Annotated in this window: 9 protein-coding genes; 7 read left to right on the top strand and 2 right to left on the bottom strand. The window is 36.0% G+C overall.

From position 1 onward, the window contains the following. Position 1: 1 nt before the first annotated feature. Positions 2 to 742 (bottom strand): GDSL-type esterase/lipase family protein, encoded by a 741-nt coding sequence (locus PKC55_RS08350; RefSeq protein ID WP_291129092.1) that lies wholly within the window; start codon positions 740 to 742, stop codon positions 2 to 4. A gap of 643 nt (positions 743 to 1385) precedes the next feature. Between PKC55_RS08350 and sppA the strand changes: the two genes are divergently transcribed. The 4 genes from sppA (at position 1386) to PKC55_RS08330 (ending at position 6622) form a co-directional block, all read left to right on the top strand. After that, positions 1386 to 3140 (top strand): signal peptide peptidase SppA, encoded by a 1755-nt coding sequence (sppA, locus tag PKC55_RS08345; protein WP_291129089.1) that lies wholly within the window; start codon positions 1386 to 1388, stop codon positions 3138 to 3140. 16 nt (positions 3141 to 3156) lie between these two features. Beyond that, complete coding sequence (lpxK, locus tag PKC55_RS08340; protein WP_135105329.1) at positions 3157 to 4242, top strand: tetraacyldisaccharide 4'-kinase; 1086 nt, start codon at positions 3157 to 3159, stop codon at positions 4240 to 4242. 28 nt (positions 4243 to 4270) lie between these two features. Beyond that, a complete protein-coding gene (locus PKC55_RS08335) occupies positions 4271 to 5086 on the top strand; it encodes a purine-nucleoside phosphorylase (RefSeq protein ID WP_291129085.1) in 816 nt (271 codons plus the stop codon). A gap of 93 nt (positions 5087 to 5179) precedes the next feature. Beyond that, the gene (locus tag PKC55_RS08330; RefSeq protein WP_324372626.1) at positions 5180 to 6622 is read left to right on the top strand and encodes a transglutaminase-like domain-containing protein; all 1443 of its coding nucleotides are present in this window, start codon (positions 5180 to 5182) and stop codon (positions 6620 to 6622) included. Here the strand turns inward: PKC55_RS08330 and PKC55_RS08325 are convergent. After that, positions 6619 to 7815, bottom strand: coding sequence for an MFS transporter (locus tag PKC55_RS08325; protein WP_291129080.1), 1197 nt, complete (start codon positions 7813 to 7815; stop codon positions 6619 to 6621). The two genes, PKC55_RS08330 and PKC55_RS08325, sit on opposite strands and share 4 nt — an antisense overlap. Before the next feature lie 121 nt (positions 7816 to 7936). On the opposite strand from PKC55_RS08325, the gene thiL reads away from it, so the two are divergent. The 3 genes from thiL (at position 7937) to PKC55_RS08310 (ending at position 12721) form a co-directional block, all read left to right on the top strand. Continuing rightward, positions 7937 to 8968, top strand: coding sequence for a thiamine-phosphate kinase (thiL, locus tag PKC55_RS08320; protein ID WP_283685588.1), 1032 nt, complete (start codon positions 7937 to 7939; stop codon positions 8966 to 8968). A gap of 81 nt (positions 8969 to 9049) precedes the next feature. After that, a complete protein-coding gene (locus PKC55_RS08315; protein ID WP_291129077.1) occupies positions 9050 to 9967 on the top strand; it encodes a hypothetical protein in 918 nt (305 codons plus the stop codon). A 138-nt stretch (positions 9968 to 10105) separates the two neighbouring features. Then, positions 10106 to 12721 (top strand): valine--tRNA ligase, encoded by a 2616-nt coding sequence (locus PKC55_RS08310; protein ID WP_324372622.1) that lies wholly within the window; start codon positions 10106 to 10108, stop codon positions 12719 to 12721. Positions 12722 to 12774 lie beyond the last annotated feature (53 nt).

Raw genomic sequence — 12774 nt, 5'->3', positions numbered from 1 at the left:
ATCATTCGTTTTTATCATTTTTATTCAAAATATTATCAATAGCCTCTTGTACCAAAGGTTCCATTATTTTTTTATACCCTTCTTCGTTAGGATGCAATCCATCAAGAGAATAAGTATTTATCATACCGTTTTCACTATCGCGCATAGGAGTATTCAAATCTAAATAGTAATACCCTTTCTCTGTAGCATAAATTTTTATACGTTCATTCAGTTCATCTATTTTCACTGGTACATCCTTAATCGGTTCCCATCCATGACCTTTGCATGGCAGAAGAGAAACTAATATTACTTTTATGTCATTCATATCAGCTAATTCGGCCATCGATTTTATATTATCCATCGTAAACACAGGATCGTACTCACCTGTTTTCTCGGCTATATCATTTATACCTGCACTTATAACAACAACTTTAGGATGCAATTCTATAACATCTTGCCTAAAACGTAAAAGCATCAATGTACTTGTTTGTCCACCCTTTCCCCTGCATACGTAATTATTATCAACAAAGAATTTATATCGTAGATGTACCCAATTTTCAGTGATAGAATTCCCTATAAACACGACCCTATTTTCATTAACTTCAGGTATTTTCAGTTGACTGTTAGCCCATGCATAAGCATTTAGCTTAAAGATATCGTTATTCAATCTGTCTTTGTATAACCTATATCCTATGTATGGTATCAATATCAAATTAAGTAATACAGATATAACAAAAATGGTATAAATAAATTTCTTTTTCATCTCAATTATAAGTGATCTGATTATTTACCCGATTGCACCAATTGGAGGTGGTAACAAAACAACATGCTATTATAAAAAGGATATATTTAAAAACTAAAAGGAGTTTATTAAACATTATATATATTATTAATTTTTAATTTAAACTTAACAAAAAATCATTGTGTTTGTAATAGACTGTTAATTGTGTTTATTCTTTTTTTGAAGAATACTTGTAAATATCGATATTAAAAGTTCATTCACTTATAAAAGTGAGTTATTAAACAGAGTAAAATTATACAAATTATTTATATAAAGCGTATTATGAACTTTATTAAAACAATGTTAATAACTATGATTGTTGATAATTTTTCATTTTTTAATCTATTAATAATTGTTGATAAACCTTTCATAGCAGAATGATAAAAGCCTGTGATTTTTAATTGTTATCTGCGACTTATTTCATATATGTTGTTTAGTTTCATAAAACAATTGATTTTGTTTTAAAAATCTATTAACAGTTATCAACAGTTTATCAACAATCTTTTTTGATAATCGAAATGTGTAAATGAAGAATAAGAAACAATTGATAAGAAATACTAATTTAAGTAGCATATTCACAGATAAATATATAATTTTGTTATTCATTAATATAATAATGTAAAAGATGAAAGGTTTTCTTAAGAGTTTATTAGCCTCTATAGTAGGCTGTTCCATCGTTATAGGTATTTTTATTTTTATATTTATTCTTATAATAGCCGCTATGTCTTTCGGCTCATCTGATAAATATAATTTGAAAGATAATACTGTATTGACATTGAAACTTGAAGGTACTCTGTCTGAAAGAGTAGAACCAAATTCGTTTTTAGACTTGATAGGTCAAAATACGGATTTAGAAATAGGATTGGATGATATTCTTTCATCTATAAAGAAAGCAAAGGAGAATGATAATATAAAGGGAATTTATATTAATGCCGGTGCATTTGCTGCTTCTAATGCTTCGTTGAAAGAAATACGCGATCAGTTAGCAGACTTTAAAGAAAGTGGAAAATTTATTATTGCTTATGCCGATGTTTATTCACAAGGATGCTATTACTTATCGTCAGTAGCAGATAAAGTAATAATGAATCCTCAGGGTAATCTCGATTTGCATGGACTTTCATCTTCACCTACTTTCTACAAAGGGTTGCTTGATAAAGTAGGTATCGAGATGCAGATATTTAAAGTAGGTACATTCAAATCTGCCGTTGAGCCTTTTATGCTTGATAAAATGAGTGATGCAAATAGAGAGCAGGTTACAGCATATATAAACGATATATGGTCTACTATTACATCCGAAATATCAGACTCCAGAAAAATATCGGTAGATAAAATAAACCAACTGACAGATTCTTTACAAACATTCAAATTAGCCAATGCTTCAGTTAATGATGGGCTTGTAGATACGTTGATGTATGAGACAGAAGTAAAAGAATATCTGAAAGATTTGCTCAAAGTAGAAAAAGCGAAAGATGTGAGAATGGCATCTATCAAGGATATGACTTCCGTATCCTTTGTAAAAGAGAGTAATTCTAAAGATGTTATTGCTATACTTTATGCCGAAGGATCTATCAACAATGGATCCGGTAAAGATGGTATAACTGATAAGAGATATGTGAAGGAAATCGAGAAACTTAAAGATAACGATAAAGTAAAAGCTGTAGTTTTCCGTGTCAATTCGCCCGGAGGAAGTGCTTATGCTTCGGAACAAATATGGAAAGCCATTACCGACCTGAAAGCAAAGAAACCGGTGGTAGTATCTATGGGAGACTATGCTGCATCGGGAGGCTATTATATTGCATGTAATGCCTCTAAAATTATTGCTCAACCAAATACATTGACAGGATCAATTGGTATTTTTGGTATGTTCCCAAATTTCGAGGGATTGACTAAAAAAGTAGGATTATCGTTTGATAATGTGAAAACAAATAAATTTGCTGATTTTGGAGATGCTACCCGCCCGATGAGACCTGAGGAAAAAGTAATATTGCAGCAATATATTGAACATGGCTATGACCTGTTTTTAACTCGTTGTTCAGAAGGACGTAATATACCGAAAGATTCGTTAGATCATATTGCTCAGGGTAGGGTATGGACAGGTAATCAAGCCTTGAAGATAGGATTGGTAGATGCTCTTGGAAATATAGATACTGCGATACAAGAAGCAGCAAAACTTGCCAAACTTGATGATTATTCTTTGCAGGATTATCCTAAAAAAGTTGACTTTTTAGAAAGTTTATTATCCAACCAGAAAGAAGAATTTGCAACAAAGGCAATGAAAGAATACCTTGGTAAGGATTATGAATTATTCAAGACTATAAAAGAGATAAAGGAACAAGATTTTGTTCAAGCTCGCATGCCTTATGACATAAGCATAAGATAAATATTCTAACTATATAATGATAAAACAACAGCCCGTGCATATCAACAAATGGCTGCTACCATTTTCATGGTTGTACGGGCTGATTGTATTTTTTAGAAATAAGTTTTTCGATTGGGGAATACTCAAACAGGAAGAGTTTGATATCCCTGTTATCTGCATAGGAAATATCACTGTAGGAGGTACGGGAAAAACTCCGCATACTGAGTACGTTATTCGTTTATTGAAGGATAAATATAGGGTAGGGGTACTAAGCAGAGGATATAAGCGCAGAACCAAAGGTTTTGTTCTTGCAGACGACAACACGACCAGTAAAGACATTGGTGACGAATCGTTCCAAATAAAAAACAAATTTCCGGATGTTATCGTTGCTGTGGATGGAGACAGGCGTAGAGGTATAAAAAAGCTTTTATCGCTAAAGAACCCACCTCAAATAATCTTATTGGATGATGCCTTTCAGCACCGTTATGTAAAACCATCTTTTACAATTATCCTGTCAGATTTCAATCGTCCTATATATGCAGATACTTTGCTTCCTGCAGGACGTTTGCGAGAACCTTTTTCAAAGATAGATGATGCAAATATGATAATCGTAACTAAATGTCCTCGGGACTTGCAGCCTATCGATTATCGCATTATTTTGCATGATGTGAATCCTTTCCCATATCAAAGTCTCTATTTTACTACTTTCGATTATTTAGAATTAAAACCTGTATTTCCCAATAGCGGAGAAAGCAGGTCGTTAGAATTCTTACGAAACAAGACTGTTTTATTGGCTACAGGTATAGCTTCGCCAAAAGTGATAATAAAAAAACTATCGGAGTATACTCGTAAAATAGAAACAATAACATATCCTGATCATTATAATTTTAAGACAAAGGACATAAAGTATATTTCCGATAAGTTTAGAAATATAAGTTCAGAGAAAAAAATAATTCTGGTTACAGAAAAAGATGCAAGCCGATTAGTTTTGAAAGATATAGATGAAGAAATAAGAAAATATCTGTATTATCTTCCTATCGAAGTTGCATTTATGGACAAAGGAGACGATTTTGAAGATAAAATATTAAAGCACGTAGAAGACAGTAGATTTAAACTTAACTAAACTGTTTTAGGAATAACAAATAGAATATATGCTAGAAAAAATATACGAAACAGCATCGTTTATAAAAAATGTTGTGGGTACTGTACCCAATATAGCTATTATTTTGGGCACAGGTTTGGGAGAATTAGTACACGAAATAAGCGATAAGAAAGAAATACCATACGAAAAAATTCCTAATTTTCCACTTTCTACAGTAGAAGGACATAGCGGAAAACTTATTTTTGGAAAGCTTGGCGGAAAGCCCGTATTGGCTATGCAAGGAAGATTTCACTACTACGAAGGCTATACTATGCAGGAGGTAACATTCCCTATTCGTGTTTTTCAGGCATTGGGTATTCAGTACTTGTTTGTATCAAATGCAGCGGGAGGAATGAATGGAAGCTTCGATATAGGCGATATCATGCTTATCGATGATCATATAAATTTATTTCCCGAACATCCATTAAGAGGTAAGAATTACAAAGAGCTTGGTACTCGCTTTCCGGATATGAGCGAAGCGTATAACAAAGAACTCCGGCTGATGGCTATGAATATTGCTAAAGAAAATAATATTAAGTTGCAGCACGGTGTTTATATAGGTACACAAGGTCCTACATTCGAAACTCCTGCCGAATATAATTGGTTTAAGATTATCGGTGGCGATGCCGTTGGTATGTCTACAGTACCTGAAGTAATTGTTGCCAATCACGCAAAAATGAAAGTAATGGCATTTTCTATAATCACTGATATAGGTATCATTGGAAAGATTGTAGAGGTGACGCACGAAGATGTGCAGGAAGCTGCTAAAATAGCACAGCCCAAGATGGCCTATATTATGCAGGAGGTGATAAAGAGACTGAATTAACAAATTGAAAATGTTAGAAATATAAAGGATGCAGATTTTCTGTATCCTTTTTTATTTATCTTTATAGATAGGTTTTATTCAAATCCATTTCTTATGAAAGCATACATTCTATCTATTATCATCCTATATTTTTGTGTTTCCACTGTATCTTATGCGCAGCACCAAGTAACAATAAATCAGATAAATGTTGAGATATCGAAGGGAAACTTCGACAAATCGAAAAAAATGATAGACCTGTACATTGCTCAAAACAGTTTATCGTCAGAGGAAATTTATAATCTGAATTTTAAGAAAGATGTGCTCGATAGGATAGCGATAGATTTTTCGAAAAACAAATCTGATGTTGTTGAGTTCATTAAAAAATATTATCCTGATGTAAATGATAAGATGCTCTCCAAGTGGGAAAATGAGAAATCTCTCGAATCGATGATTATCAATGGAGAAAAAAAGTATATGAGCAGAGCTGCTCCAAATCTATTCAGAATAAATAAACAAGCGATAAAACGCAAATTGGAAGTAGACGGAAACCAAAAAGATGAATTACAGAATGTACTGAAAACACATTTACCATCTATTGTAGATGGTTTGAAAAATACAGGAAACACTCAAATGCCTCCTGTGAAAATGAAAGTAAAATATAGTGTAACCCTTAAGCAGAATGTTGTTCCAGCCGGAGAAATGGTGCGGTGTTGGCTGCCTTATCCGCGCGAAGATAGTCGTCGGCAGACAGACGTAAAGTTACTCTCTGTAAATGATAATAACTATATTATATCCCCATCTGATTATGCTCAGCGGACATTGTATATGCAAAAAATAGCAGAAAAAGATAAGCAGTTAACCTTTTCATTCGAATTTTCTTATGCTTCGGCTGCCGAGTGGTTCAATATAAAACCTGAAAGTATAAAGGATTATGATACGAATTCAGATTTGTATAAAGAATATACTGCGGAGAGGGAGGCTCATATAATTTTTACTGATCAGATAAAACGATTGTCTGATCGGATCATAGGGAATGAAAAGAATCCATACCTGAAGGTCAGGAAGATATTCGACTTCATCAGTGAGAACTATCCTTGGGCAGGTGCTCGTGAATATTCTACGATACCCAATATACCTGAGTATGTGATTGAAAACCATCATGGAGACTGTGGGCAAGTATCCTTACTTTTCATTACGCTTGCTCGTTATAATGGTATTCCGGCAAAATGGCAAAGCGGATTTATGATGCATCCCAATGAGCTCAATTTACATGACTGGGCAGAGGTTTATTTTGAGGGTATAGGCTGGGTGCCTGTCGACCAGTCTTTTGGTAGACGAGACTTAGAAATGAGTAACGATATCAAATATTTCTATGCCAATGGTATCGATGCATATCGTTGGATTGTAAATGATGATTATTCACAGCCTCTTTTCCCTGAAAAAATATATCCTCGAAGCGAAACTGTCGATTTTCAGCGAGGTGAACTAGAATGGCGGGGAGGAAATATTTATTTCAACCAATGGAATTGGGATATTGATGTAGAATATTTGAACTAAGCTTTTTCCTTCTTCGTATTGGGTAAAAATGCTGCTACCAATCCGATTAGTGGCAAATAAGCACAAATATCATATACATGCTGTATGCTGGTTTCGTCGGCTATCTTTCCCAGTATGGCAGATGCTATACCGGCTATGCCAAATGCCAGTCCGAAAAATAAACCACCAATTAACCCTACTTTTCCGGGAACAAGTTCTTGTGCATATACCAGAATCGCTGAAAAGGCGGAAGAAAGTATAAATCCTATAAAGATGCTCAGTACGCATGTCCATACAAGTCCTACGTGAGGCATAATGAGAGCGAAAGGAGCTGTACCCAATATCGATGCCCAAATTACATATTTTCGTCCGATACGGTCTCCTATAGGACCTCCTATAATTGTACCGAGTGCCACAGCAAATAAGAATGCAAACAAAAATAGCTGTGCATCTTTTACCGAAACACCAAACTTATCGATCAAATAAAACATATAATAACTGTTCAGGCTCGCCATATATACATATTTTGAAAATATGAGTATGAGTAGAATCGTGATGGCAAAGGCTACTTTGCCCGAAGAATATACAGACTGTTTTTCTACAGAGCTATCATTTTTTTTGGCGGGTTTAAGTCTATAAAGATTGCTCTTATACCATTTACTTATAACAAGCATAATACCAATACATACAAGAGCTATAAGCGACAGCCACTTGATATTCTGTTGACCATATGGTGTAATTATCCATAAGGCTAATAATGGGCCTACGGATGATCCGAAATTTCCTCCTACCTGAAAGATAGATTGTGCTAATCCTGTCTTTCCTCCCGAAGCCATATAGGCCAAGCGGGATGCTTCAGGATGGAAGATAGATGATCCAAGTCCTGTAAGAAATACGGCGATCAACACATGAATAAAACTTCCTGCAAAAGAAAGCGAAAGGATTCCGATCATCGAAAATGCCATTCCTATCGGCAAAGAATAGGGTTGAGGTCGTTTATCTGTGATAAGCCCCACTACAGGCTGGAATATGGAGGACGATAACTGAAAGACGAGTGTGATAAGCCCTATTTGAGTAAAGTTGAGCAATAACGAATCTTTAAGTAAGGGATATACCGCCGAAATGATCGATTGCAGCATATCATTCAACATATGGCATGCTGCCAACATCGAAAGTATAGCAAAAGCTGTTCCTGTTTGCGTTGTTTTTTTCATCAAAATGGAGTAAAAGTCTGCAAATGTAGACTTAAATATTGATATATAAAAAAGGGCGGTTTGTTTTACTGCCATTGTAGGATAGAATGACTATTTTTGTATTCAATTAATTTTTAGATAAATGAAAAGAACAGAAATTGCCAGTCTAGGAGAATTTGGTCTAATAGATCATCTGACAAAAAATATAGAACTAAAAAATTCAAGTTCAGAAAAAGGGGTAGGGGACGACGCTGCTGTTTTGTCGTATGGAAATAAGAAGACACTCGTAACAACCGATCTGCTGCTTGAAGGTATTCACTTCGATCTGATGTATGTTCCTCTAAAACACTTGGGATATAAATCGGCGATAGTCAATTTTTCAGACATCTATGCAATGAACGGGCAACCAAAGCAGGTGACCGTATCGTTGGGTATTTCAAAGCGATTTTCTGTTGAAGATTTAGAATTATTTTATGATGGTCTTGCCCTTGCCTGTCAGGAATATGGCGTAGATCTTGTTGGTGGCGATACTTCGGCTTCGCTTACCGGCTTGGCTATCAGTATTACTTGCCTTGGCGAAGGAGAAGAAGGAAAAATTGTATATCGTAACGGAGCAAAAGAAACAGATCTGGTTTGTGTTTCAGGAGATTTGGGTGCTGCATTTATGGGGCTTCAATTATTAGAACGCGAAAAGGCCATATACGACGGGAAAAGCGATTTTCAACCTGATTTTACAGGAAAAGAGTATCTTTTGGAACGCCAATTGAAACCCGAGGCACGGAAAGATATTGTGAAATTTCTTGCTGAAGAAGGAATTGTGCCAACTTCGATGATCGATATTTCAGACGGATTATCTTCCGAGCTGAAACATATCTGCAAACAAAGTAATGTAGGATGTCATATCTATGAAGAAAGACTACCTATCGATTATCAGACAGCCATGATGGCCGAACAGTTCAATATGAATGTAACTACTGTGGCAATGAATGGGGGAGAGGACTATGAATTGTTGTTTACTGTTCCTCTGTTTATGCACGACAAAGTATCGAAGATAAAGGGAGTACATGTGATCGGTCATATCACCAAAGAGGGGAATGGCTTTATTCTTGAAACCCGTGATGGGGCAGAAATAGAAATAAAAGCGCAAGGCTGGGATTCGATAGGAGAGAAATAAGCTCATAATTTTTGTAGGACGCAACAAATCATGCATGTTATTCATCTATCTTATTAGATGATTAACTTTAATTACAATATTATGAAAAAGATATTTTTTCTTTCTTCTTTTTTCCTGATATTTTTTGCAGGATGTGATACTTCTGAGCCTATAGAAAGTGATAATAGTTTATTGCCAAAAACAATAAAAACGGAGCAGTCTTATGATGCCGATCCTCAGTATGATTATACGCATATTACAACTTTTGAATATGATAATTCTGACCGTCCGGTAAATATACTAAAGGAAACTTATCGTAGATTGAATAACGAAAAAGCAGATAAAAATGTATTAGTATACAGCATCTCCCGAAAATTGGAATATTCTGTATATTCTACATCGGAGAAGTCTCTTAGCTCAACAGATCTAGTAGGTATTACGCAAACAGATGTGATAAAAAGCTGGATTAAGGATAATGACTATTCTACACATACCGAAACTCGAGTATATGATCTAAAAAGCGAAAAAAATAATCTTATTGAAATTACCCTGAACGGAAAATTCAAAGAAACTATCGAGTTATCCAAGGGCTTAGCCGTAAAATATAATAAAGTGAGGTTTTCTAACCCTCCTGAAGAAAATACGATTAATTATACAGAGGAATATAAGTATAATAGTAAAGGCGATGTTTCGCAGTACAACTATATCTCACTATTGGATGATAGGTATGCCAGTGAAGAAAAATATTTATATGATAGCTTTAATGGAGTATATAAGCATATGAATATCCCTCAATGGTTGTTTATTGCTCTTTTCGGAAACGAAGGACGTATTCATAATATAAGAGAAATATATGTTGTGCATGGTGGCAAAGAAACACCTTTCGCAGAAAATATATATAGATACAACTCCGAAGGCTATGCTAAAGAGTCTGTATATCGTCCCAATTCTGAACTGGTTGGCATATGGGGCAGTAAAACAACTTACGAATATGTAAAATCACAGATTAGACCATATTAATTATAACTTTTCTACATTTACAGTTCGCCTCAGGTATTCATCTTCGAGTATCTGAGGCTTTTTATAAAAAGGAAAATACAAATATATAAGCAACTATTTTGTATTTTTGTATCTCAAAATATATATTAACCACATAATATGGAAATTGCAAGTAAGTATAATCCTGCCGAAGTAGAGGATAAATGGTATAAATACTGGTTAGAGAATAAGTTCTTTCATTCAGAACCTGATAGTCGCGAACCTTATACAATCGTCATCCCTCCACCAAACGTCACAGGTGTCCTTCATATGGGGCATATGCTGAATAATACGATACAGGATATACTTGTACGCCGTGCCCGTATGATGGGTAAGAATGCCTGCTGGGTACCGGGAACAGACCATGCATCTATCGCTACAGAAGCAAAGGTAGTGGGTAAACTTGCTGCCGAAGGAATAAGCAAAAACGACCTGAGTCGTGAAGCATTCCTTGAACATGCCTGGGAGTGGACTCACAAGCACGGGGGTATTATCCTCGAACAGTTGAAAAAACTAGGAGCGTCTTGCGATTGGGATCGTACATGCTTCACGATGGATGAGAAACGCTCCGAAAGTGTACTGAAAGTTTTTGTAGATTTATATAATAAGGGTCTTATCTATCGTGGAATACGTATGGTAAACTGGGATCCGTCGGCTAAAACCGCTGTTTCGGATGAGGAAGTTATACATCACGAAGTAAATGGTAAATTATATTATTTAAGATATAAAATAGAAGGTGAAGATGGCTATACTGTAATAGCTACCACTCGTCCCGAAACCATTTTTGGAGATATTGCGGTATGTATCAATCCGAATGATCCGAAGACTGCACACATGAAAGGCAAGAAAGTGATCGTGCCGATTGCCAATCGTGTAGTTCCTATTATCGAAGACGAATATGTGGATATGGAATTCGGTACAGGATTCTTGAAAGTAACACCTGCCCATGATGTAAATGACTATATGCTGGGCGAAAAATATAATCTTGAGGTTATTGATATCTTCAACGATAATGGAACGTTAAATTCTCATGGACTTCAATACGAAGGGATGGATCGTTTCGATGTACGTAAGAAAATCGAAAAAGATCTTGAAGAATTGGGCTTGATGGAAAAAACAGAGGCTTATACAAATAGTGTGGGTTACTCTGAACGTACGAATGTACCTATTGAGCCGAAGCTTTCTATGCAATGGTTCCTCAAGATGGAAGATCTGGCAAAACCGGCATTGGAAGCTGTGGAAAATGACACAATCAAATTCCACCCTGCGAAGTTTAAGAATACTTACCGTCACTGGATGGAAAATATAAAGGACTGGAATATCAGCCGCCAGTTGTGGTGGGGACATCAGATTCCGGCTTACTATCTGCCCGAAGGTGGATTTGTAGTAGGAGAGACCCCTGAGAAAGCTTTGGCAGAGGCTCAAAAGCAAAATCCAAACCTCAAGATGGAAGACCTCCGCCAGGATGAGGATTGTCTCGACACATGGTTCTCATCATGGTTGTGGCCTATTTCGGTATTCGATGGTATAAATAATCCGGACAATAAGGATATCAAATACTATTATCCAACGAATGATCTTGTCACAGCGCCTGAGATTATTTTCTTCTGGGTGGCGCGTATGATCATGGCCGGATATGAATACAAAGATCAGCCATGTTTCCGAAATGTTTATTTCACAGGTATTGTTCGTGATAAGCAAGGACGTAAAATGTCTAAATCTTTGGGTAACTCACCTGATCCTATCGAACTGATGGAAAAGTACGGAGCCGATGGTGTTCGTATGGGTATGTTGCTAACTTCACCTGCGGGTAACGACTTGCCATTTGACGAAAGCCTTTGCGAACAGGGACGTAATTTCAATAATAAAATATGGAATGCTTTCCGCTTGGTGAAAGGGTGGGAGGTAAGCGACTCTATCGAACAGCCTGAGTCGTCGAGAATAGCAATAGAATGGTTCCAAAATGTGCTGGCTAAGACAGCTTCGGAGCTTGATGATTTGTTTGGAAAATATCGCCTTTCAGAAGCTTTAATGTCTCTCTATAAGCTTTTCTGGGACGAGTTCTCTTCTTGGTACCTTGAGATGGCAAAACCCGCTTATCAACAGCCTATCGATAAGAAGACTTATGAAGCAACGTTGGGCTTCTTTGATTCTCTGCTTCGTTTGCTTCACCCATTTATGCCATTTATTACAGAGGAACTATGGCAGGCTCTTGCTGAACGCAAAGCAGGAGAGAGTATCATGGTATCTGAAATGCCGAAAGAGGTTTCTTTCAGCAATGATCTGATTGATACTTTCGAGAAAGTGAAAGAGGTGATTGCAGGTGTGCGTACTATTCGTTTGCAAAAGAACATTCCGAATAAAGAGGAATTATCGTTAGAAGTAATAGGACAATATAATACAGATTTCGATACTGTGATTTCTAAGATGGGTAACCTTACTTCGATAAATACTGTTGCCGAAAAAGATCCTACTTCGGTTTCTTTCCTTGTTGGCACTACAGAGTTTTCTGTTCCACTTGGAAATAATATAGATATAGAAGCCGAATTGAAAAGACTGAATGACGAGCTTAAATATCTTGAAGGCTTCCTAAAATCAGTTGCAGCGAAATTAAGCAACGAGAAGTTTGTTGCTAACGCTAAGCCCGAAATCGTAGAAAACGAGCGTAAAAAGCAAGCTGATGCTGAAAGCAAGATAAAGACGATTAAGGAAAGTATTGCAAATCTAAACAAATGATATTAAGTAGGAGAGGAGCTATGTTCAGATAGCTCCTTTTTACACAAAATATA

It is taken from the genome of Dysgonomonas sp., from assembly GCF_035323175.1.
Lineage (GTDB): Bacteria > Bacteroidota > Bacteroidia > Bacteroidales > Dysgonomonadaceae > Dysgonomonas.
This window is presented reverse-complemented; position numbering and strand designations above follow the sequence as displayed.